Source organism: Pseudaeromonas sharmana (assembly GCF_042649925.1).
GTDB classification, from domain to species: domain Bacteria; phylum Pseudomonadota; class Gammaproteobacteria; order Enterobacterales; family Aeromonadaceae; genus Pseudaeromonas; species Pseudaeromonas sharmana.
This window is the reverse complement of the sequence record NZ_JBHSAF010000001.1, coordinates 483507-503954: the sequence shown is the minus strand read 5'-3', so window position 1 is coordinate 503954 and position 20448 is coordinate 483507. Positions and strand designations below refer to the sequence as shown.

Below are 20448 nucleotides of genomic sequence, written 5' to 3'. Positions count from 1 at the left end.
TGTCAAAGCGTCTGCAAAGCCATGCTGCGGTTGCATTCCGGCAGAATGGCAGGTTAAATACGTCAGTTAGGTTGACCTATCTTGCCAGCGGATGACAGCAAGTCAATATGAAGGGACAAAATAAACGCGCGCCTCTTAATCAGGCTCTCGAGCTGTTTCACTTTGCGTTTCGCGCCTTCACGACTGGCCCGGATACCTTATTGGCAGAACAGGGGCTGCAGCGGGTACATCACCGCATTCTCTATTTTGTCGGCCGCTATCCGCAACTGAGCATCAATGAGCTGCTACGCATTCTCGGTGTCAGCAAGCAGGCGTTGAACGGCCCATTGCGAACCGTCATCGCATCCGGCCTCATCGCGGTTCACCCCGACCCGCGGGATAGACGCATCAAGCGCTTACAACTCAGCACCGAAGGCATCGCCATGGAAGAGCGGCTGTCCGGCAAGCAACGGCTGTTAATGTCACAAGTGTTCGAGCAGTTAGGACCCGAGGCAGAACAGCACTGGCGCCAGATCATGCACTCCATCGCCATGACCCAGTTTGCCCACCTGGCAGAGGATACCGATACCTTGCGCCGCTCGGATACGGCCGAGGATCAGTGATGCCGTTGCAGCATTGATGTCAATTCAATCTGCAACGAGTCGCCGTTATCACTGTGAAATGAGAGCTGGCACGGCTTGTTGAGCACGCGCTGGAAGGTGGGGTAATCCGTCTGGCGTAGCATTCCCAACGGCATGCCATTGGCTCGCTGTAACCAGGAGGGGGAACTCAACCCGGCGTTGGCAAAACGGATCTGCTCATCATGTTGGGAAAACAGCAATACCGCCATGTTGACGTTGGCGGGCAATCCGGATTCATATAGGTTCCAATTCAGGTATTCCAGCACATTGCCTGGCGAAGCAAGCAGACGGCTCTCCCCCTGTTGGTATTGGCGATAAGGTCCATGCAACAGGAAGCGGATCATGGCCCCGATAAAGGCCGCATCAGCCCCCATGAACGAGAGCTCCATGACAATCACCAGCAGTTGCCCGTTGAGCTCGAGAAACTCGGGGATCAGCAACGGGCTGCTGCTTTGATACCGCGCCTGCCAGTTTTGCAACCTCTGCTCCCGCGGTGGAGCCATCGCCTGCAGTAATTGCGTCGCGGCGATGTCATCCCGCTGCAGTCGGTGGAGGTGGTGATTGAGTTCACCTACATCGTCCTGCTCGACAAGGTGGGTAAACACCTCGTCGATAGCCTCCGCAACAAGCTGCCAGTTGCGCAACGGTTTCATCAAATAGTCCCGCGCCCCGGCACGCAGAGCTCCTGTCACCGCCTCAAGGTTGCTGACACCAGACACCACAATGACCGGCAACTCGGGGAAACGCTGGGTGATAATCTGGATGACCTGGTGACCGTCCATGCGCGGCATATTCAGATCGCACATCACCAGTTCAGGGTGATAGACCGCCACCGCAGCCAAACCATCGACGCCGTTCTCAGCCTGGTAAACCAGGTGGCCCTGTTGCTGGAGAAAAGCGGTCAGCGTAGCCCGGAATACTGGCTCATCATCGATAATCAGAATTTTTTTCTGTTTTTCCGAATACAACATACGCTGCCTGCTAAAAAATGCGTTGTTACGTATAGAGCGTAGACAACAGGCCGGTATAACAAAAGGCGCCGGCCTGAATAGCCGTGGCTTTTTCTATGTCTTGAGTAATAGCTCGCAAAATGTGGTGACGCGCAAGCCTAGTCAAGACTCCGCGGTGAAAATATTGGCTAAGCACGGCATTTGGCCGATAATGGCCTACCATTTTTTCCCTGCCTGACCGATGACACCAGCCGAGTACTCTCAACTTAATCTGCCAACGCTGAGCCACCCGGCTCGCAGCCTGTACTATCTGCATTTGCGCAGGCAAGCAGATGCTCAGGGCTATGTGGTAATCAACTATCCGGTACTCGGCCGGGCACTTGCGGTCGAAGATCCACGACAGATAGGCGGTTTTAGTTATCAAGTCAACGCCAGTCAACTCACTGCCTTGCTGCAGGAACTGCTGCATGCCGGACTGTTACGGGATCCCCTGGCGGCTGCGCCCGTTAACTATCACGGCTGCCAGCTGCTTTTACCGCTGTTACCTCAGGTCAGCGCTGCGCTGCCGGTGGCGGCCAGTGCGGTACCGATGCAGGCAGATTGGCGACCAGGGAGCCAGTTTGGCGATTTAGCCAAGTTATGTGGCCTGGCGGACAGCCAGTATGCCGAAGATGAGCTCGGCGAGTTCATCGCCTACTGGCTGGGTCGGCCAGAAGTCTATGCCACCGATCACCAGTGGATGCTGAAATTCATCAAGAAACTCAAGGTGCGTCGCTATTTGCGCCACGATCCCGAACAAACTGCACGCGTCGGCTTCCAGAGCGTGACGCTTGCCGCGTCGCCAGAACAGGCTGGTCAACCCAGTGAGCGCGCGCTGCAGATGATCGATGAAGCACGGCGCCTCAATGCGCTATCTCAATCAGGAATACCCGATCATGAAGAATGAATACGAACGCACGACTAACAGTGCCGGCCAGGATACAGAAGCTGGACGACAGGAACGGGATCCCCAGTTGAATCAGCAGATGAATGCCCTGATGCAACGCATCCAGCGTTTACGCCGCAACGCCTCCTCGCAACATGATCTCAGTTATGATGAGTTGCGCAAACTCTACGAGGCTCAAGCCAATCGGGATGTCCAGCAACAGCAGCAGTTAGCCCGCCAGCAGCGCATCGCCCGGCTGATTGCGCAGGCAGACTTGAGCCCGGACTGGCTCTTCTCGCGCATGGATCATCAAGATCCAGCACTGGAGTACGCCATCCAGACCGCCCACTCCTTTATCAGCGGCTTCGAACACTGGGCCGCCCATGGTGGCAGCTGTGTCCTGATCTACGGTGGTTATGGAACTGGCAAATCCACACTTGCTGGCGCCATTGCGCATGAGTTGATCGCCCAACACCAAAAGTCGGTCATTTTTCAGCAATGGTCATCCATTGTTGATCGGCTGTTCTTTGGTGTGATCGAGGATCAGGAGGAGCGGAACCGCTACCGACGTGCGTTGGAAGAGGTCGACCTGCTCATCATTGACGAGATAGGTTCCAACCGGACTAAGCTGCTGGAAAGCCAATCGAGTTTCCTCGGTCATCTGTTGCGTCGTCGCAAGAATTTATCCAGAAGCGTGATTTTGATTACCAACCATGCGCCCGCCTCACTCCATCAAGCGCTGGGCGACTTCTGCTTTGAGGCGATCAAGGCATTCAATCCGGTCGATATTCATCTGTCGGGGCCTAGCCGTCGCCCTCATATCGGTAACTATCCAGGTTAACGGCCGCAGTGCGAATAAAAAAAAGCCCGGGATCAACCCGGGCAGAAACAAGTGCTACGGAATCGCGATACACGATCGCATGTTCAAGAGAGACACGCCCTCGTTGAATGAGCATAAGTTACCACAATTAACGCAATGCGCAAACGTTTTACATTGCATTTAATCGTGTTAATCACCATCAAAAATGCATAATAAATCACTTTACCCTGTGTAGAACTAGTCGCGCTCGCTCTCGATCAACTGCTGGTAATCTTCGGCATCCATCAACTCATCCAGCTCATCCAGATCGGTCAACTTCAAGCGGAATAACCAGCCAGCACCATAAGGATCGCGGTTGATCTGTTCTGGAGCCCCTTCCAGTTCGTCATTAATACAGATCACCTCGCCGGACGCCGGGGTGAAGACATCCGAGGCCGCTTTGACCGATTCGGCTACCGCCGCATCATCGCCCTCCACCAACACAGTCCCCAACTCTGGCAATTCGACGAACACCATATCCCCCAACAACTGCTGGGCATGATAAGTAATGCCTATCACCGCCTCGTTGTTTTCTTCAATCCGCAACCATTCATGGGTTGAGGTGTAGAGCAGTTCGCTAGGCACATGACTCATCTTCTACTCCTACCTGTCCGACCAACCAACACCAGCAGGTTGGCTTGTTATCTCATCGCAGTGTAGACAGCGGCTCGAGACATGTTGAAAAGGTTTGCACCAATTTCTTGAATCGGGCGGCATTTTGTTATGAGAAATGTGACCTCGAATTCGGGATCACATCGAGAAAAGCAGGCTCTGCTGCTGGGCGAGCGACTTGCTTTCCACTATCGTTACATCATGCATCAAGGCTGAAGCGCCCGAATCTGTGGGCCATTACGAGAATTACAGCGTGTTTTTCAATCAACGCCTCTTCCCTCTCAAACTGCAATTGTTAGTCGCCGTGCTGCTTATCACCGGTATTGTGGTGATCGGGAGCAGCTATATCAGCGATCAGCGTCAGTACGTAGCACAACTCGGCGACCAGCGGGACGCCGATCGTTGGCTGCATTACCTGCTGCAGCAACAGGCCGCTCGCGACAGAGCTAGCGCTAAACACTTTTGGCAACAAACTCCGCAACAGGCGTCTGATCTGCCCTCGCCGCTGCTGCTGGTACAATGGATTGCCGACAACACGGCACTGCCGCGTCTGCAACACGAAGAGATGTTTGACGTTGACATGATCAACGACATGCTCAGACAGCTGCAACCCCGCTCCGGGATCCAGATGCGCATCAGTTGCCAACGCCGCTGTCTGCTGCTGCAGACCATCAGTCTGCATCAACAGCAATCAACCGGCCGGCTATTGCTGATCTCCCCACTGGATGAGACCCTCGCACAACTTTCGCTCCAGATGCAGGCACCCCTGTTTTTTGTCGGCGCCCTACCCTATGCCGAAAACAACCAACCGGATTGGGCCAGCCTGTCGATGAACAGCGTCTGGAGTTCGCTCAACGCCACTGCAGTCGGCGATAAACTCAAGCACGCACTGCAGGGGTTGGACCCTCGGCCGCTACGCACCCTGGGAGACCTGATCGGACTGCTGGAGCAGAGTGTGCTTGAAGAGCGACATCCTGTGCTGGTGAACATGGCGCCAGAGGAACAACCAGAAGAGCAATTCCTGATGTTGTTCCTGCCCGCTTCGGCGTCCGGCGGGTTATGGCATGCCGGAGGGATTGACGGCAAGCTCATGGCGCTGGCGCTGCTTTGTCTGCTGCTGCTGTGCTGGATCATGGTGCTAGTCAAACGCGTACTGGGCTTTCGCCGTGAACTGCTGGCGCTTGAGCCCATGGTGCAAGGAGATCCGCACCCGCAGCTTGATGAAATCAGCGATCTACATACCCTCTCCTGTCGTCTGCATCACCAGCTTGATGAACAAAAACGGCAACTGGAGAAACAGCGTCACCTGCTGGAGCAGCGTAACCTGCATGATGCCCTGACCGGGCTTCCCAACCGGGATTGTTTTATTTTTGAGGTCCGCCGTCAGATCGCCTCACTGCAGCGCCATCCCGATCAGTTAGCCCTCATTTTGCTGGAAGTGCGCGGCATGCGACAACGGCTGGTGCAACCCGGTGATGGTGAGCGGCAACTACAGCAGGTGGCGGAAGTGTTACGCAATACCATGCGGGAATCAGATCTGCTGTGTTATCTGCAGGGCAATATGTTCGCCATCCTGCTGACCCACCTGCAAGACAAAGATCAGCTGCACCTGGTGATGAGCAAGCTTCAGGAGCGTCTGGATCACGCCATTCGCCTGGGGAATTATCCACAGACGCTGCACTTTGCTGCCGGGATAGTGCATGTCGACAATGACAGCTGTGATGCGACCGAACTGCTGCGTCAAGCTGAGTTGGCACTCAATGAAGTCGCACGCCAGGACGAACAGTACTATCAGTTGTTTAACCCCATGCTGCAGCAGAAATCGGTACGCACCCAGTTTATCGAGCAACGCTTTCCGCTGTCGCTGCGCAACGGTGAACTGCAGTTGCAGTTTCAACCGATTATGGCTACGGACACTGGCCGCTGGACCATGATCGAAGCCTTGTGTCGCTGGCAGATCCCTCTGGAAGGGCCAATTGCCCCCAGCGAATTCATGCCGATCCTCGATGCCAGCCGACAAGGGCGCGAATTGAGTCACTGGGTGATCGAACGTTCACTCAACCAGCTGCGTCAGCTTGATAGCGCCGGGCTGGCCGGTTTGCAACTGGCGATCAACCTCAGTGGCCATCAGTTGCTGGATCCCGATTTATTATCCGTTCTGGAAAAGTTGACACTGACTTACCACATTATTCCCGGCCGGGTAGCTATCGAAGTCAATGAACAGGCGCTGCGGGTCGACTACGTCGCCGGACAGAATGCGCTGCGCCGCCTGCACCAGGCCGGCTTCCGCTTGACGCTGGATGATTTTGGTACCGGCTACTCGGCGCTGACCTACCTGAGCCGTTCACCGTTTGACTTGATCAAACTCGACGGCAGCTTTACCGACAAGATGCTCGATAGCGAGATCGATCGCCAGATGGTCAGCTCCATCATTCGCATGAGCCACTCCATGGGTAAACGCGTCATTGGTGAAGGGGTAGAAAGCAGCCAACAAGCCAGCCTGTTGCAGGAATACGGCTGTGATCGGCTGCAAGGCAATCTGCTGATGGCTCCGATCGGCGAATGCGATCTGCGCAGCCAGCTCACAACACCGAGCCTCACTCAACTGCAACAGCTAGGATTAGCCACCCCGAGCCATAAGCGGTAACTCGCCATCCAGCCCCATTGCAATACGCATCAACCGGCGCTTGAGCGCCGGTGAGCGTTGCAGGGCCGCCATACCCAGCTGACGCAGCGGAGGAACGACGCCTCCGGTGGCAAACAGTTGTTTGATGCCCTCCATGCCCGCCAGCATCTGAGCGGCTTCCGTTTTGCGCCAGCGCAAGGTGGGTTGCAAAAACGCCAATTCACCATCCCACTGGCTGCCACTCGGCAACCGGGCAAACGCCTCTATGATGGCGGCCGCATCCATGAGCCCCAAGTTGACGCCTTGTCCCGCCAGGGGGTGTATGGTATGGGCCGCGTCGCCCACCAGCAGGCAGCGACCGCGGAGCAAGTCGCGCGCCATTCGGGCTCGCAATGGGAATGACTGACGCGGCGTCAGCAGTTGACACATGCCAAGCACCATATCCGAGGCCACCGAGACACGGTGAGCAAATGCCGGTGCATCCAGAGCCAGCAGCGCCTGTGCCTCTTGTGGCGGCAGCGACCAGACAATCGAGCAGTGATGTGCATCGGGCAACGGTAACAACGCCAGCGGGCCAGAGGGGAGAAACACCTGCCTGGCACACGCTTCATGGGGCAAGGCTGTCGCTATGGTGGCGACCAGGGCGGTATGACCATAGTCCCACTCCAGCATCGGAAAATGATAGTGAGCCCGAAGCCTGGAATGCGCCCCCTCAGCTGAAACCAGCAAGGCAGCCTGTAACGTGTCATGCTCCAGCCTGACACTCACGCCCTCGGCGCTCGCCTCAATCTGCAACGGTTCACAACCATAGCGCACCTCGGTACCACTGCTCTGCAGGGCCTGGAACAAGGCCTCCACCACCGCCTGATTGGCCACTATGTGTCCCAGCGCCGGTTGCAGCAGCTCATCGGCCGAGAAGGAGAGCCGACTATGCGCATCCTGCTCCCATACCTGCATCTGCCGGTAGGGTTGTCGCGCGGCGATCAGGTCCCAGACACCGAGATGACGCAACATGCGTTCCGACGCCAGATTCAGCGCACTCACCCGGTGATCCGCATGTTGAGTATCCGCTAGCAACGTCTTTTCCAACACCCGAACTTTCAACCCAAGACGCTGTAAACCCAGTGCCAACGCCAGCCCGACCATGCCGGCGCCAACGATAATGACATCACTCTGCTTGCTCATAGTCATGACTCCAGCATTCCCAGTGCCTGACGGGCCAACACCCACTTCAGATCGGCACAACGGTTCATCGCCCACAGGCCGAGGTTTCGGCCATAGACCAGCGGGTCGGCATTACTGGCAAACAGGGTCGCCAGACTCTGCGTCAGACCCAGCGTGCGCGTCACATCGGCATGCCGCTGTTGCTGGTACGCCTCAGCCAGCCCAGCACCGCCGGCTGCGGCCCCAGCCTGCCAGCACGCCGATTGCAAGCGGTAGAAGGTCATCACATCGCGCAGCGCCAGATTGAAACCCTGTCCGGCAACGGGATGCAACTGGTGTGCTGCATTACCGAGCAAGACACAACCGGGTTGAGCCACCTCCAGCGCCTGGCGCATGACCAGGGGATAGACTGTACGCTGCCCAATCCGGCAGAACCGGCCGGCGCGATAACCAAATCGGTGTTGCAAGTGCTGCAGCAAGGCGGCATCGGTCAGTGCCATCATCGCTTCGACCCGCTTTGGCGCCAGTGTCCAGACCACCGAGAAACGGCCATCGCCCAGCGGTAGCAACGCCAACGGCCCTTCGTCAGTGAACCGTTCCCAGGCGCGACCGGGCAATGCGCTCTGGCTCTGCACCGTGGTAACCAGTGCCTGCTGGGCAAAATGCACCTCCTGCCAGCGCAAACCCAGCGCTGCACGCCAATGGGACTCACCGCCATCGGCCAGCAGCACTTGTGCGCTCCATAGTTGCCGGCCATCGGCAAGTTGCAGTGTCATGCCTGCATCACTATGGGTGAGTGCCGTTACACTGACTGGCGCCCAGTATTCAATCTGCGCCTCCTGCTGCAACGCCTGCAGCAAGCCGTGTCCGACATCGCTCAGCTCGACAACTCGCCCCAGATGCGGCAACTGGTACTCATCGGCACGCATGACAACCCGACCGTAATGGCCACGGTCACTGACATGAATGGACGAGATGGTCCCGCAACGCGCCAGAAACGCCCGCTCGAGGCCCAGTTGCTGCAGGGCCAGTTCACTACCGTAGGACAAGGCTATCGCCCGGCTATCAAACCCTTGATGCGCTCCCGCCCCCAGTCGCCGCTGGTCCAGCAACAGGATCCGGGCGGCACGACCTGAGCGGCGCCCCATGCAAGCCAGTGCCAGCGCCATGGTAGCGCCGGTCATGCCACCACCGACGATCACAAAGTCATACTGCATCATGCTTGCATTCCTACACTTGGCCGGTTGGATCAGCTGCGTAACAGTTGGGTCTATCTCAGTGGATGGTCGGTGAGGCGTCGTCGGCAAGACGTACCCCGCACTCCTCAAAGGCCATCATGGTCCCCAACTTGAGGTGTTCGTAGATGACGACATAATCGGCTTCGGTCTCGCTGGCATTCTCTTCCAGCTCCTGATCGAGCTGGGTGATTTGACTGATGTCACCCAGCATCTCCTGCAACTCTTCCGAGACCTTGTTCAGGTCACGCTGCATGACGGCAAACCCGGCCAAAAATGCCTGAGCCCATTCGGCCATGGCCAGCAGACGCTCATCCAGCCCTTCGTCATCATCCGGCAGCAGCAGGACCAGGCTCTTCTGCTCGCTCAAACCCGCCAAGGTCTCGGCAAACAGCTCGCGCAACCAGCTGGTCACCCCTTCCGGCAAGGGAGCTCCGTCGTTAACCAGATCATTGAACTCCTGCAACCACAGGCTCTTGGCTATCGGAGCACCACCACACAACAACCCGCACAGCACGCCATGCAACTCCGCCGGAGAAGCCATGACATCCTGGGATGACAGCAGGGCTGAGGCCTCTTCGTAGTGCTCAAACAGATTGTGTGTGCTCATTATTTGGTTCCCCTGAACAAGAAATCGGCATTCACTCGGAATAAAGGCGATGATCCTATCACTGCCACTGTTTGGCGGCCAGCCAAGCCTTGAAACTTGGGGATCTGCACTATATAGTCGCCCCTTAAGAATCCAGCCCCCGCAGCAAGAAGAGACACTGAGGATCGCATGACCACCGGGATTGAAGCGGTAGAAATCAATATCATGGGACGCATCTATAAGCTTTCTTGCCAAACCGGTCAGGGTGGTGCTTTGCGCGCTGCCGCTGCCGAGCTTAACGAGCTGCTGGCTCAAATGCGTCAACGTTCCCGTAGCAGCAACAACGAGCAGTTGGCAGTTATGGCGGCACTTAATTTTTGTCATGAATTGGCACTTGAAAAAAACAAGAACCGCCAATACTCTGAAACTATGGATCAGCGCATCAGAATGCTGCAAACGACCATAGAAGAAGCCCTGCAGGAGCAGGGAAGACTGTTGCGCCAATAAATTTTAGTAAAAGATTCTCCCTGGGGTGTGCGTCAGCGGGTTAAAGTCCCTGAGCCGATATGTTTACCTTAGGAAGTCGCCTTCTGACTATTGAGCATGCTCGGCTCGTACCGAGAAGCCTACGGTTGGATCCAGATTTCCGCCTTGAACCTTTTGGGTTCAAGGGCCACGACCTGCAACGGCACCACCGGGGTTCCATTCCATGATTACCAGACAATCCCTGCGTAATACTGTCCGCCAACTCAGACGTGAACTGCCTGCCGAGACACAACGGCAGGCAGCACTGTCGTTGGTGCCCCATTTCGAACAGCATCCGTTGATTCGCCGCGCCCGCAGAGTGGCGCTTTATCTGGCCAGCGATGGTGAACTCGATACCCGGGAGGCGATTGCCTGGTGCTGGCAGCATGACATCGCCGTCTGCCTGCCGGTGTTGCACCCGTTCAGCAAGGGACATCTGCTGTTTGTCGATTTCACACCGACGACCCCCATGAGCAGCAACCGCTTTGGCATCCCCGAGCCCGAGCTCAATTGTCAGCACATCATCAGCAAAGCCAGCATAGATATCCTGTTCACGCCGCTGGTTGCATTTGACCAGCTCGGTAACCGGCTCGGCATGGGTGGCGGCTTCTACGATCGAACCTTGAGCAGCTGGCATCATCACCGCCTGGGCCCCTACCCGATCGGACTGGCACACGATTGCCAGCAGGTCGAACAGATTCCGGTGGAGAGCTGGGATGTACCGCTACCGGAAATTCTCACCCCGGCCCGTCGCTGGCACTGGCCAGCTTGACGCTGCAGTGACGTCACTTCTTCGCTATAATCCGCCGCAGCCACACACGCAGGAGAAGCAAGTGACTCAAGATGAAATGAAAAAAGCGGCCGGTCAGGCAGCACTGGCCTATGTTCAGCCAGGCACCATTGTCGGTGTCGGCACCGGCTCTACCGTCAACTTTTTCATCGATGCGCTCGCCAGCATCAAGGATCAGATCCAGGCAGCGGTATCCAGCTCCATCGCCTCAACCGAACGCCTCAAGGCGCTTGGCATTCCGGTCATGGATCTGAATGACATTGACGGTTTTGACATCTATGTCGATGGTGCCGACGAAATCAACGCCCAGATGGAAATGATCAAGGGCGGCGGTGCCGCGCTGACACGCGAAAAGATCGTTGCCGCGGTTGCCAAGCGTTTCATCTGCATCGTCGATAACAGCAAGCAAGTGGACGTGCTCGGCAAGTTCCCGCTGCCGGTCGAAGTGATTCCGATGGCGCGCGAATATGTGGCGCGCGAACTGCGTAAACTCGGCGGCGACCCTGTCTACCGTCAGGGCGTTGTCACCGACAATGGCAATGACATCCTCGATGTCCACGGTCTGCAGATCACCGATGCCAAGGGGTTGGAAAACACCCTCAACAATCTGGTTGGCGTTGTCACCGTCGGGCTGTTTGCCCATCGCGGTGCAGATGTGCTGCTGGTCGGCGCACCGGAAGGGGTGCGCACCCTGAGCCGCTAAGCGGCTGATAAATGCAAAAAGCCCGCATCCGCGGGCTTTTTGTTATCTGGTTGCGCCTCAGGCTCAGAGCTGAGCATGGGGTTCATGCTCGTCATCAGGACGATATTGCAGATAGAGAGTCCCGGCCACCAGCGGTAGCAAGGATGCAAACCAGATGAAAAGACCATAGTTCTCGAACTCCATCGCCAGCCAGGCCAGCGGGAACAGCCACAGCCAGTTCAATACGCACAGCAACAGCGTGACATAGAAGTGACTGTCCCAGCGGCGCGCCAGGATCTGATAGCCGTGCATCTTATGCAGTGATGGCCGCCACTCCTGCTTGCGCAACAGGCGACACACCAGCGTAGTCACAACGTCACTGATAAACACCGACATCATCACCAGCCAGACCCAGAGGTTGATCGAGGTATCTCCGGCCAGGTGCAGGCCGAGCAGGCTGATGAACAGACCGAGGAAGCTGCTGCCGGCATCCCCCATCATGATGCGCGCCGGCGGCCAGTTCCACGCCAGAAAACCGAGGATAGGAGCACAGATCAGAATCAACGGCACAGTCCACTGCTCTTCCCCCGAGATAGCCAGCAGACAGGCGGATGCAAACACCATGGTGAACGCCTGGCTGGCGACCATGCCATCCACCTCGTTCATGACATTATTCAGCTTGATAAGCCCGAGCAGCAGCAAACCCAGCACCGGGATCCAGAGACCCGATAAGTACAGGTAACTGTCGAGTACGATGACGATCAGATCACGGTTATACCAGATCAATGCCAAGACCACGGCAACAACCTGCAGCACGAAGCGCCCGAGGGGAGGCAGAGGCTTGAGATCGTTGGCAATACACGCCAGCAGCAGGAAGAAGCCGGAAAAACTCAGGCTACGTGCCGTCGCAATATCGATCAGGTGAAAGCGGTACATCAGCAGATTGAGCGTAATCATGGTGATGACCAGCGCAATGCCGCCGCCACGAGGTACCGGCTCCAGATGATGATGCCGGAATTCCGGGATCGCCATCGCATGCCGCCAGATGGCATAACGACGGGCCACGCCCGTCATCGCGAAACAGAGCACAAAAAACGACAGGAAATAGAGCATCATAGAGATAAAAGCTCACCGCATTCTTTTTGTAAACACCCTGGCGGACCTCCGCGCAGAGACAGGCATAGTACGTTATTTACTGCCGGACTGCACCTGACTCTAGCGCTGAATGCGGAAATCGTGCTTCAGCTCCGATCAGCACTTATAGCCTTGCGGATTGCTCGATTGCCAGTGCCAGCTATCCTGCATCATCTGCTCAAGACCCCGTTCCGCGCGCCAGCCCAGCTCGTCACGGGCTAATGCCGCATCGGCCCAGCATTCGGCGATATCACCTGGCCGGCGCGGCGTGATGCGGTACGGGATCGCCGTACCGGATGCAGCCTCAAATGCCTTGACCATCTCCAGTACAGAGTAGCCTTTGCCGGTGCCGAGGTTGTAGGTGAACACACCGCGGTCGCTGACGATACGCTGCAAGGCCTTGAGGTGGCCGATCGCCAGATCGACGACATGGATATAGTCGCGCACGCCAGTGCCATCCGGGGTCGCATAGTCATCACCGAATACCGACAACTGCGGCAGGCGTCCGACCGCCACCTGAGTGATAAACGGCAGCAGGTTATTCGGAATGCCGTTCGGGTCTTCACCAATCAGACCACTGCTGTGGGCGCCGACCGGGTTGAAGTAACGCAGTAGCACCACCCCCCAGCGTTCATCGGCGCGCACCAGATCGCGCAGAATCTCCTCGACCATCAGCTTGGAACGGCCATACGGATTGGTCGCCGACAACGGGAAATCCTCGCGGATCGGCACCGACTGCGGGTCGCCATATACGGTAGCCGACGAACTGAATACCAGATTGAAAACATTGGCGCGGCTCATCGCCTCGCACAGCGTCAACGTGGCGGCGATATTGTTCTGGTAATAGGTCAACGGAATACGGCACGACTCCCCTACCGCCTTGAGACCGGCGAAGTGGATCACCGCATCGAAGGCATGGGCGGCAAACACCTTGTCCAGTGCCGCACCATCGCGCACATCCAGTTCATAGAATACCGGCCGGCGCTGACAGATGGTCTCGATACGATCCAGCACCACAGGTTGCGAGTTGCAGAAGTTGTCGACCACCACAACATCATGGCCAGCGTTGAGCAGCTCAACCACGGTATGGCTGCCGATATAGCCGGCACCGCCGGTAACCAGTACTTGCATGACTCATTCCTTTCGTTATTCGTTATAAACCAGCGGCCCCATGGTAGCCGACTGCAGCGGCAACCGGAACCCATCCCCTGCCAACCGAAACAAAAAGCCCGCCAAATCGGCGGGCTTTGCGGTATGACAAACCGGTCAGGCGAAACGCGCGGCGCCTTGGGCGATCACCAGCTCTTCGTTGGTCGGAATGACAAATGCCTTGGCTGAATCCGCAACGGTGATGAGACCACCGTTACCGAAGCGCGCGGCTTCATTGCCCTTGACGTCTTCGACAAAGCCGAACGGTGCCAGCAGCTCCAGCACACGGCTGCGCATCATCAGCGAGTTCTCGCCAATGCCACCGGTGAACACCAGCGCATCGACACGGCCCAGGCTGACATAGTAGGAAGCGATGAACTTGGCCAGGCGGTAGCAGAACATGTCGAAGGCCAGCTTGGCATTCTCGTCGCCCTCTTCCACGCCCTGGGTGATACCACGAAAATCGCTGGTCTTGCCGGAGATACCGAGCAGACCGGACTTCTTGTTCAGCACATCCTTGACCTGATCCAGGGTGTACCCCAGCTCATCGACCATGAAGAAGACGATAGACGGGTCGACGTTACCGCAACGGGTGCCCATCATCAGCCCTTCCAGCGGAGTCATGCCCATGCTGGTGTCGACGCTCTTGCCGTTCTTCACCGCGCAGACCGAGGCACCATTACCCAGGTGGGCGGTGATGACGTTGGTCTCCTCCACCGGCTGGCCCAGCCATTCAGCGGCCTTGACGGCGACATAGTAGTGGCTGGTGCCGTGCATGCCGTAACGGCGTACGCCGTGCTCGTGATACAGCTCGTCCGGCAGTGCATAACGGAATGCGGCCGCAGGCATGGTCTGGTGGAAAGCGGTATCGAAGACGAGGACGTGAGGCAAGGAGGAGAAGAGACGGCGGGCGGCGCGGATCCCCAGCAGGTGGGCGGGGTTGTGCAGTGGCGCCAGCGGGATACATTTTTCGATGATCTGCTCGACTTCATCATTCACCAGCACAGGTTCAGAGAAGTATTCGCCGCCGTTCACCACGCGGTGCCCTACCGCCACCAGCGAGTCCAGCAATCCTTGCTGGCCATGCAGCACCTGCTCTTCCAGGAAGGTCAGGGCGGCGGTGTGATCGGCGCCGGAAGGGAGGGCCGCTTTTTGCTTGTCACCGTCCTCACCGAAACGCCAGCTGATTTGGGCTTCCGGGAGGGTCAGTGCCTCGGCCAGACCGCTCAGGTACTGCTGTCCACTCTCGGGATTGATGATCGCGAACTTCAGTGAAGAACTACCACAGTTGAGTACCAGCACAGTCTGGTTTTTGCTTGTATCCATTCTCTCCTCGCTTTGCTGCAGGCATCCTGCGATGCCAACGCTGTTCAAGGTCAGGGTGAACGCCCATCAGGCATCCAGCGATGGCCACCAAATTAATCGTCCCGGCAAACAGCCCGGAGCAACCCCGCTTACACCATCAGAAACCATGCCAACGCACATCGGCGTCTGGTGGCGGCCGAAACGGCGCGTCAGATGCCATGGCGACCGGGTTTCCGACAACCGGCGCAGCGGAATTGTCAGGGAGCTGACAGACAGATGACGGACCCCGGGCCGGCCAGCCTCTGTATCAATTTGTTTCAAGTCGCGCTAAAAGTACCACTTTCAGCGCAGCGGCTAAAGCCGACAACCGGGCGGATCCGGCTGTTTATTGATTAGGATCAGGCTCACACTCTTGCCTGGTCAGAATGAAAACGCTTACTGCGTGTTCGCAGGCGGTTCGCAACCCCATCCAGGCCCGGTTGTGCTTCCAGCATGATGCTTGGTTTCATCCGTGAGCTTGCCACGCCTCAGGCGGGCAATGCTCCCAGTTGAACCAGTTCGGCGCGACAGCTGGCCGCATCGGTAAAGTGCAGTGCCGTCATGCCCAACGCCCGCGCCGCATCGACGTTGGCCTGGGAGTCGTCGATGAACACGCACTCGGCGGCACTCAGCGCATAGCGCTGCAGCAAGCGCTCGAACAGTGCCGCCTCGGGCTTGATGAGTTGCTCCTGCGCCGAGATGACGACGCCGCGAAAGGCATCCCAGAACGGCGCATGCTGTGCCAGCCAGTGGGCGCTGTCGTGGCCCATGTTGGACAACGCATACAGCGCATGACCCTGAGACTGAAGCTCACGCAGCAGCGCCACGCTCTCGGGCAACGGTTGCAGCGACGGCGCCACGGCAGCAAAGGCGCCGGCAACGATGTGCTCATCCACATCGGTGCGCTCGACGGCACGGGCTGTCGCCTGCTCCAGCGTCAGGACGCCACGGTCCACGTCCAGCCAGTCGCTATGGGCAAACAGGTGCTCGGCCAGACGCACCGCGCCCGGTCCCGGCACCACACTGCGGGTGATCGCCACCGGATCCCACCGCACCAGCACATTGCCCAAATCAAAAATCAGGTTCACGCCCCCTCCTTGTCGGTCCGCCTCTTGTTGCGGCCGGGCTTGCTTGTCATACTGCTTGCGCGCCAATTGGCGCAGGAACGACACGATACCATTTTTGCCCCAGGAGGCGTTATGCAAACAGAGCGTTTGCCCTATCTTATGCTCTACGAGCTATACCACAGGTTACTGCAGAGTCTTAACCGTCCCCTCGTCACCCCGTTCGTCATCCCCGTCCCGGTAGGTTGGTCCCTCTCCTCGTTGCATGTCCAAGGTCCCGTTAACCGTCGCGGTTAAGGGGGCAGCATGTTTTCTCTGACTCATGAAGCCGGCATCCTGCGATTGCTGGTGTTGGTCGACGGCAGCTTTGCGCTGCTCGGCATCGTCATTGCCTGTTATTCCGACTCCCAGGCCGTCTGGCTGGATGCGCTGTTTTCGCTGTTGTGCGCCAGTATGATCGCCGTGGAATCCGGTCTCGTCGATCGGTTGCGCGAACCGGCCAGCCGCTTGCGGCCCAATGGCCTCGCCGCCTGTGAACCGCTGTTGCTGACCCTCAAGGGCGTGGTGTTGACGCTGATCTGCCTGCTGACGCTGGGCAAGTCGCTGCTCAGCCTGCTGGAGGGCGGTTACGCTACCCGCGACTGGCCACTGATCGGCTACGGCCTCACCGGCCTGCTGGTATGTGGCGGCGTCTCGCTGTGGCTGGGCGGGGTGGCCCGGCGCCTGCGCTCACCGATCCTGGCTACCGAGCAGTACTACTTCCGCTTTGATGCCCTGCTGAGCCTTGGCGTCATGCTGGCGTTTGGTCTGTCGTTTCTGTTGCAGGGCACGCGCCTGCAGCCGCTGGCCAGCTATATCGACCCGCTGCTGAGCCTGATCATGGTGGCGCTGACGCTGCCATCGGCACTGCGCGTCAGCTATCAGGGCGGCTGCGAACTGCTGTGCCTGCCGGCGGACCGTCACTGGCAGCAGCAGCTGGAGACCCGCATCCATGCGGTGTTGCGCGGCGACGAGCAACGCCATCTGGAGTCGCGGTTGACCAAACAGGGGCGGCGCGTGCGCATCCAGCTGTACTGGCACCCCGAGGCGCCCGGCATCAGCCGTGACGAGGCCCAGGCGTTGTGCCGGCGGGTGCGTGAGGCGACCCACGACTGCGCACCGCTGCTTAGCGTCGAACTGGTGCTCGGCCTGGCCTGAGGCCAGGCCCGCACGTCACAACGGCATCCCTGGCGGATCGTAAACACAGACGGGCCCATAATGGGCCCGTCTGCTGACTGCCCGGCTGCGGTCACTGTGGTTTGCAGCCCCCGCGCGCCAGGAGATCGATATGTTCTGCCTCAAGCGGCACCTTTTTCTGATACCGATCACGCCGGGGATCCTGTCTATGCTAAACAATAGCCACGAGCCGTGGGTAGCGATAGGCTGGCCACATCTTCCCAAGACAGAGACAGGATGAGTTATGCAACGTCAAAACGGTTTTACCCTGATTGAACTGGTGATAGTGATTGTTCTGCTGGGGATCCTGGCTGTGGTCGCCGCCCCAAAGTTTCTCGATTTGCAGGCTGATGCCCGTGTCTCCAGTTTGAACGGCGTCAAGGCAGCAGTGCAGAGCGCTGCCAGCATGGTTTATGACAAGGCCGTGATCGCCGGCGTGGAAAATGCCAGCGCAGCCGTCGTGACCATCACCCCGGGCCAGACAGTCCGCACCGTGTACGGATATCCAAACGGCCAGGACCTGTTCCTGCTACTCGACATTTCGGCCAGTAGTGCCGTCAATGCCACCGGCGTCGATTTCATCTACGCCTCGCTGGATACCGCCCCCAACACCATCGGCATCTGGCCCGTGGGCGGTTATGCCTCGGCCAGCAGCCGGGAGACGAAGTGTAACGTCACCTACATTGATGCCACCGCCTCGGGCGCGCTACCGCTCATCACCACCTATTCCGGCTGCTGATAGCGGGTGTAACAAACACACAGAACGGTCGTCATGTGCACCGCGGCTCAGGCCGCTCAGGCCATGACGACCGCCCATCAAAGCCCATCCCCTCCTGGATGCGCGCCAGGTTCGCCGCCGAGCTCAATCGCTCCACCACCATGAATGCCACCTGCAACGCCTGTCCCGGACTGCTGCAGGTGATGATGTTGTCATCCACCACCAGCGGCTCGGCCAGCACCTGCACGCCGAGCGCCGCCATCTGCTGCTGTCGCTCCGGGCTGCGGCAATAGGTAGTGCCGCGGCGCCCCTGCAGTACGCCACTGCGGGCAATTGGCATTGCGCCGACGCAGACCGAGGCGATCAGCTTGCGTTCGGCATCGAACTGGCGGATCAGCGCCAGCAGCCGGCCATCATAGGCATCCTCATAGAAGCCGGCCCGCCCCATGCCGCCGGGGATCAGCAACGCATCGAAGGCCGCGACGTCGACCTGCTCCAGCTGGCATTGCGGCTCGATGGTGAAATTCCAGGCACAGCGCACCTTGGGTCGCAGCCCGACCGTCAGCAGCGCAATCGGCTCCAGCCCATAGGTGGTGGTCCAGCCCAGCGCATCGGTAAACACGCTCGCCTCATACTCCTCCACCCCCTGACACAACACCAGCAACGCCCGTTTCATCCGTTTCTCCCTTGCCGGCGGCACATATCTGCCGCCCCCTTCTTGTCCGGACGCTACCCTAGCACGCCGCCGCAGCGGCCCCTAGTGCGGACAAGCGGCGCTCAGTCGACGCTACACAGGGTGCCGCCAGCGACGGTGGACGAGCGATGCGGCTCGGCATTGTCGGCCACCTGGTGACCCATGCCTGGTGGCACGCCTGGAGCGTGCTGCCGATACCGGTTGCTGACGCTGGATGCACAGAACGAGCACATCAGGGTTTTTTCGCCCCCAGCGCATAACTGACACTGGATGCACAGAACGAGCACATCAGGGTTTTTTCGCCCCCAGCGCATAAAGGCGCGGGATGACGGACAAGATAAACAGCGCCACCAGCGTGCTGATGATGGCGGTTAATTCGCGTCCCATGCCGGCGGCAATCCCGACGGCGGCCGTGACCCAGATGCCCGCTGCCGTCGTCAAGCCTTTGGTTTCAGTCTGCGATGCGCCCTGAATAATGGCGCCCGCCCCTAAAAAGCCAATCCCTGCCACCAGCCCTTGCAGCACGCGGCTAATATCGCCAACTGATGCCCCCGCCTGTTGCGGAATCAGGACAAATAGTGCCGCGCCGATACAGACCAGCATATGGGTACGCACACCGGCATTTTTCCGTTGTTGCTGCCGCTCCAGCCCCAAGAGCCCCCCCAATAGCGCCGCGACCGACAAACGCACGACAATTCTGACCAGGCCGGCCAGATCGGTCACATCGGAGAACTCCGCCACCAACACCGCATGAATTTGCTGCCACATAGTGATCTCTCCCTTGATTGCACGATCCGGTTTGCGCGCCCTGTGCGCTGTGCCGCCGGATTGATCTCGCCACACCAGCATGCTCAACGCAAGTGGGCCGAGCACCACCATCCGGCCCGGCCGCTGTCCTGTATCAGGCGACCGAAAAAAGGTGCCTAGTGAATATCAAACCTGATGAGGGGGTAGCGGCCAGGAAAAATCGACGAAGCGCCTGAGCTCGTCGGCATAGCGCTGCGGCAACTTGCCGTAGCGCTGTTCATATAACAGCGCCGTGGCCAACAGTGTATACCCGCCCTGGCTGCGGCCATGGGCATCGGTGAGGGTCCAGTCCTCAATCTCGGCTACCGGGATCCTGAGGCGCGGAGGTAGGGTTTCAGGCAGGGCGCCGACCGGCGCTGACGCCAGCGAGGTCACAAACTCGCCATCCTGATAGGCATGGGCCTCGCCCCAGACATGTTCAATCTCGCCATCGAAGGCATACGGGAACTTGATATAGGCCGCCCATTCACCGCGCTGCAAACCGTCGATAAAGCGCGGCAACTGGGCTGTGGCGCGGGCGATGTGGGCCTGCATGATCGGATCGTCGACAGCCACCGCCATCACTGCCGGATCAGGTTTGCCTTGCCAGTAGTGCAACAGAATGATGGGCAGTACAACCCAGCCAAGAATAACGGACACCACGGCCCCGGCATCATTATTTAAACCACAGACGTTGGTGGTGAACAGCAGCAGCGGAAACAGTGACACTAACGCCAGCAGGGCAATGACCAATAGCCGCATGGCTT

The 20448-nt window shown here is 58.5% G+C and carries 22 protein-coding genes and 1 other RNA gene; 11 read left to right on the top strand and 12 right to left on the bottom strand.

What is annotated here, in order from left to right; genetic code table 11:
- Positions 1 to 107: 107 nt before the first annotated feature.
- Positions 108 to 602 (top strand): MarR family winged helix-turn-helix transcriptional regulator, encoded by a 495-nt coding sequence (locus ACFOSS_RS02390; protein ID WP_377150416.1) that lies wholly within the window; start codon positions 108 to 110, stop codon positions 600 to 602.
- On the opposite strand, the gene ACFOSS_RS02385 is transcribed toward ACFOSS_RS02390, so the two are convergent.
- Entirely contained in the window at positions 596 to 1591 is a 996-nt protein-coding gene (locus tag ACFOSS_RS02385) for a response regulator (RefSeq protein WP_377150415.1), read from the bottom strand. The genes ACFOSS_RS02390 and ACFOSS_RS02385 overlap by 7 nt on opposite strands.
- 220 nt (positions 1592 to 1811) lie before the next feature.
- On the opposite strand from ACFOSS_RS02385, the gene ACFOSS_RS02380 reads away from it, so the two are divergent.
- Together ACFOSS_RS02380 and ACFOSS_RS02375 are read left to right on the top strand one after the other, a co-directional pair.
- Entirely contained in the window at positions 1812 to 2516 is a 705-nt protein-coding gene (locus ACFOSS_RS02380; protein ID WP_377150414.1) for a DnaT-like ssDNA-binding domain-containing protein, read from the top strand.
- The gene (locus ACFOSS_RS02375; RefSeq protein WP_377150413.1) at positions 2506 to 3336 is read left to right on the top strand and encodes an ATP-binding protein; all 831 of its coding nucleotides are present in this window, start codon (positions 2506 to 2508) and stop codon (positions 3334 to 3336) included. The genes ACFOSS_RS02380 and ACFOSS_RS02375 overlap by 11 nt, the downstream gene beginning before the upstream one ends.
- Before the next feature lie 216 nt (positions 3337 to 3552).
- Here ACFOSS_RS02375 and gcvH read toward each other — a convergent pair whose 3' ends face one another.
- Positions 3553 to 3948: a glycine cleavage system protein GcvH gene (gcvH, locus tag ACFOSS_RS02370; RefSeq protein WP_377150412.1), complete on the bottom strand. Its 396-nt coding sequence runs from the start codon at positions 3946 to 3948 to the stop codon at positions 3553 to 3555.
- A 271-nt stretch (positions 3949 to 4219) separates the two neighbouring features.
- Between gcvH and ACFOSS_RS02365 the strand changes: the two genes are divergently transcribed.
- The gene (locus tag ACFOSS_RS02365; protein ID WP_377150411.1) at positions 4220 to 6613 is read left to right on the top strand and encodes a putative bifunctional diguanylate cyclase/phosphodiesterase; all 2394 of its coding nucleotides are present in this window, start codon (positions 4220 to 4222) and stop codon (positions 6611 to 6613) included.
- Here ACFOSS_RS02365 and ACFOSS_RS02360 read toward each other — a convergent pair.
- From ACFOSS_RS02360 to ACFOSS_RS02350, 3 genes are read right to left on the bottom strand one after another with little or no spacing between them, the layout of a single operon-like run.
- Positions 6587 to 7777 carry an FAD-dependent oxidoreductase gene (locus ACFOSS_RS02360; RefSeq protein WP_377150410.1) on the bottom strand — a complete coding sequence of 397 codons (1191 nt, stop codon included), beginning with the start codon at positions 7775 to 7777 and terminating at the stop codon, positions 6587 to 6589. The genes ACFOSS_RS02365 and ACFOSS_RS02360 overlap by 27 nt on opposite strands.
- 2 nt (positions 7778 to 7779) lie before the next feature.
- Positions 7780 to 8976 (bottom strand): 2-octaprenyl-6-methoxyphenyl hydroxylase, encoded by a 1197-nt coding sequence (ubiH, locus tag ACFOSS_RS02355; RefSeq protein ID WP_377150409.1) that lies wholly within the window; start codon positions 8974 to 8976, stop codon positions 7780 to 7782.
- A gap of 55 nt (positions 8977 to 9031) precedes the next feature.
- The gene (locus ACFOSS_RS02350) at positions 9032 to 9601 is read right to left on the bottom strand and encodes a UPF0149 family protein (protein ID WP_377150408.1); all 570 of its coding nucleotides are present in this window, start codon (positions 9599 to 9601) and stop codon (positions 9032 to 9034) included.
- A gap of 168 nt (positions 9602 to 9769) precedes the next feature.
- On the opposite strand from ACFOSS_RS02350, the gene zapA reads away from it, so the two are divergent.
- From zapA to rpiA, 4 genes are all read left to right on the top strand, one after another.
- The gene (gene zapA, locus ACFOSS_RS02345) at positions 9770 to 10087 is read left to right on the top strand and encodes a cell division protein ZapA (RefSeq protein ID WP_377150407.1); all 318 of its coding nucleotides are present in this window, start codon (positions 9770 to 9772) and stop codon (positions 10085 to 10087) included.
- 14 nt (positions 10088 to 10101) lie between these two features.
- Positions 10102 to 10285, top strand: a non-coding RNA gene (ssrS, locus tag ACFOSS_RS02340) — 6S RNA.
- Between the two features lie 4 nt (positions 10286 to 10289).
- Entirely contained in the window at positions 10290 to 10877 is a 588-nt protein-coding gene (locus tag ACFOSS_RS02335; RefSeq protein WP_377150406.1) for a 5-formyltetrahydrofolate cyclo-ligase, read from the top strand.
- 61 nt (positions 10878 to 10938) lie between these two features.
- Complete coding sequence (rpiA, locus tag ACFOSS_RS02330) at positions 10939 to 11598, top strand: ribose-5-phosphate isomerase RpiA (RefSeq protein WP_377150405.1); 660 nt, start codon at positions 10939 to 10941, stop codon at positions 11596 to 11598.
- Positions 11599 to 11661: 63 nt separating this feature from the next.
- Here rpiA and ACFOSS_RS02325 read toward each other — a convergent pair whose 3' ends face one another.
- From ACFOSS_RS02325 to ACFOSS_RS02310, 4 genes are all read right to left on the bottom strand, one after another.
- Complete coding sequence (locus ACFOSS_RS02325) at positions 11662 to 12693, bottom strand: hypothetical protein (RefSeq protein WP_377150404.1); 1032 nt, start codon at positions 12691 to 12693, stop codon at positions 11662 to 11664.
- A gap of 135 nt (positions 12694 to 12828) precedes the next feature.
- A complete protein-coding gene (gene galE / locus ACFOSS_RS02320; protein ID WP_377150403.1) occupies positions 12829 to 13842 on the bottom strand; it encodes a UDP-glucose 4-epimerase GalE in 1014 nt (337 codons plus the stop codon).
- 135 nt (positions 13843 to 13977) lie between these two features.
- Positions 13978 to 15186, bottom strand: a complete 1209-nt coding sequence (locus tag ACFOSS_RS02315) for an acetate kinase (RefSeq protein ID WP_377150402.1) — start codon at positions 15184 to 15186, stop codon at positions 13978 to 13980.
- A gap of 506 nt (positions 15187 to 15692) precedes the next feature.
- Complete coding sequence (locus ACFOSS_RS02310; RefSeq protein ID WP_377150647.1) at positions 15693 to 16292, bottom strand: HAD family hydrolase; 600 nt, start codon at positions 16290 to 16292, stop codon at positions 15693 to 15695.
- A 111-nt stretch (positions 16293 to 16403) separates the two neighbouring features.
- Here ACFOSS_RS02310 and ACFOSS_RS02305 point away from each other — a divergent pair, with 111 nt between their 5' ends.
- From ACFOSS_RS02305 to ACFOSS_RS02295, 3 genes are all read left to right on the top strand, one after another.
- Entirely contained in the window at positions 16404 to 16565 is a 162-nt protein-coding gene (locus ACFOSS_RS02305; RefSeq protein ID WP_377150401.1) for a hypothetical protein, read from the top strand.
- A 9-nt stretch (positions 16566 to 16574) separates the two neighbouring features.
- The gene (locus tag ACFOSS_RS02300; RefSeq protein ID WP_377150400.1) at positions 16575 to 17465 is read left to right on the top strand and encodes a cation transporter; all 891 of its coding nucleotides are present in this window, start codon (positions 16575 to 16577) and stop codon (positions 17463 to 17465) included.
- A gap of 262 nt (positions 17466 to 17727) precedes the next feature.
- Positions 17728 to 18222: a type II secretion system protein gene (locus ACFOSS_RS02295; RefSeq protein ID WP_377150398.1), complete on the top strand. Its 495-nt coding sequence runs from the start codon at positions 17728 to 17730 to the stop codon at positions 18220 to 18222.
- 31 nt (positions 18223 to 18253) lie between these two features.
- Here the strand turns inward: ACFOSS_RS02295 and ACFOSS_RS02290 are convergent, their stop codons facing one another.
- From ACFOSS_RS02290 to ACFOSS_RS02280, 3 genes are all read right to left on the bottom strand, one after another.
- A complete protein-coding gene (locus tag ACFOSS_RS02290; protein ID WP_377150397.1) occupies positions 18254 to 18877 on the bottom strand; it encodes a DJ-1/PfpI family protein in 624 nt (207 codons plus the stop codon).
- A gap of 306 nt (positions 18878 to 19183) precedes the next feature.
- Positions 19184 to 19663, bottom strand: coding sequence for an MgtC/SapB family protein (locus tag ACFOSS_RS02285; RefSeq protein WP_377150395.1), 480 nt, complete (start codon positions 19661 to 19663; stop codon positions 19184 to 19186).
- A 165-nt stretch (positions 19664 to 19828) separates the two neighbouring features.
- Entirely contained in the window at positions 19829 to 20443 is a 615-nt protein-coding gene (locus tag ACFOSS_RS02280) for a DUF2314 domain-containing protein (protein ID WP_377150394.1), read from the bottom strand.
- Positions 20444 to 20448 lie beyond the last annotated feature (5 nt).

Bases quoted from the DNA above. Each gene is read 5' to 3' on its own strand.
- ACFOSS_RS02390 (WP_377150416.1), top strand. From the start codon at position 108: ATGAAGGGACAAAATAAACGCGCGCCTCTTAATCAGGCTCTCGAGCTG.
- ACFOSS_RS02385 (WP_377150415.1), bottom strand. From the start codon at position 1,591: ATGTTGTATTCGGAAAAACAGAAAAAAATTCTGATTATCGATGATGAG.
- ACFOSS_RS02380 (WP_377150414.1), top strand. From the start codon at position 1,812: ATGACACCAGCCGAGTACTCTCAACTTAATCTGCCAACGCTGAGCCAC.
- ACFOSS_RS02375 (WP_377150413.1), top strand. From the start codon at position 2,506: ATGAAGAATGAATACGAACGCACGACTAACAGTGCCGGCCAGGATACA.
- gcvH (WP_377150412.1), bottom strand. From the start codon at position 3,948: ATGAGTCATGTGCCTAGCGAACTGCTCTACACCTCAACCCATGAATGG.
- ACFOSS_RS02360 (WP_377150410.1), bottom strand. From the start codon at position 7,777: ATGAGCAAGCAGAGTGATGTCATTATCGTTGGCGCCGGCATGGTCGGG.
- ubiH (WP_377150409.1), bottom strand. From the start codon at position 8,976: ATGATGCAGTATGACTTTGTGATCGTCGGTGGTGGCATGACCGGCGCT.
- ACFOSS_RS02350 (WP_377150408.1), bottom strand. From the start codon at position 9,601: ATGAGCACACACAATCTGTTTGAGCACTACGAAGAGGCCTCAGCCCTG.
- zapA (WP_377150407.1), top strand. From the start codon at position 9,770: ATGACCACCGGGATTGAAGCGGTAGAAATCAATATCATGGGACGCATC.
- ACFOSS_RS02335 (WP_377150406.1), top strand. From the start codon at position 10,290: ATGATTACCAGACAATCCCTGCGTAATACTGTCCGCCAACTCAGACGT.
- ACFOSS_RS02325 (WP_377150404.1), bottom strand. From the start codon at position 12,693: ATGATGCTCTATTTCCTGTCGTTTTTTGTGCTCTGTTTCGCGATGACG.
- galE (WP_377150403.1), bottom strand. From the start codon at position 13,842: ATGCAAGTACTGGTTACCGGCGGTGCCGGCTATATCGGCAGCCATACC.
- ACFOSS_RS02315 (WP_377150402.1), bottom strand. From the start codon at position 15,186: ATGGATACAAGCAAAAACCAGACTGTGCTGGTACTCAACTGTGGTAGT.
- ACFOSS_RS02305 (WP_377150401.1), top strand. From the start codon at position 16,404: ATGCAAACAGAGCGTTTGCCCTATCTTATGCTCTACGAGCTATACCAC.
- ACFOSS_RS02300 (WP_377150400.1), top strand. From the start codon at position 16,575: ATGTTTTCTCTGACTCATGAAGCCGGCATCCTGCGATTGCTGGTGTTG.
- ACFOSS_RS02295 (WP_377150398.1), top strand. From the start codon at position 17,728: ATGCAACGTCAAAACGGTTTTACCCTGATTGAACTGGTGATAGTGATT.
- ACFOSS_RS02290 (WP_377150397.1), bottom strand. From the start codon at position 18,877: ATGAAACGGGCGTTGCTGGTGTTGTGTCAGGGGGTGGAGGAGTATGAG.
- ACFOSS_RS02285 (WP_377150395.1), bottom strand. From the start codon at position 19,663: ATGTGGCAGCAAATTCATGCGGTGTTGGTGGCGGAGTTCTCCGATGTG.
- ACFOSS_RS02280 (WP_377150394.1), bottom strand. From the start codon at position 20,443: ATGCGGCTATTGGTCATTGCCCTGCTGGCGTTAGTGTCACTGTTTCCG.